This window comes from Cryobacterium sp. RTC2.1, assembly GCF_035018685.1.
GTDB classification, from domain to species: Bacteria; Actinomycetota; Actinomycetes; order Actinomycetales; family Microbacteriaceae; genus Cryobacterium; species Cryobacterium glucosi.
In genome coordinates this window covers 1-229 of record NZ_JASJXJ010000399.1, presented here as the reverse complement: position 1 = coordinate 229, position 229 = coordinate 1, and the positions used below count along the sequence as shown (strand labels likewise).

The 229-nt window shown below is 73.8% G+C and carries 1 protein-coding gene; it reads right to left on the bottom strand.

Annotated features, from left to right (window positions below; genetic code table 11):
• Nucleotides 1-229: AIR synthase related protein (locus tag QN357_RS19460; protein ID WP_323505465.1), on the bottom strand; the 229-nt coding region annotated here is incomplete at both ends.

Here is a 229-nt window from a genome sequence, read left to right as displayed (position 1 = left end):
GGCCGCGGCCTTCCAGCCGAGGTCGTGCGGGGTCGACCAGGCCATCCGGAAGTCCGGCCCCTGGATCATCATGTCGGTCGTGACGACGTATCGCCCGTCGGGGGCGCGGAGCACGGCGGCATCGTCGCCGGGGCCGAGCAGCTGAGTCGCAGCATCCGGCAGCCGCGGGAAGATGCGGGCGAGCACCTCGCCCTCGCTGAGCTCGGCGAGGGTCTCGGTCGCCGGTCCG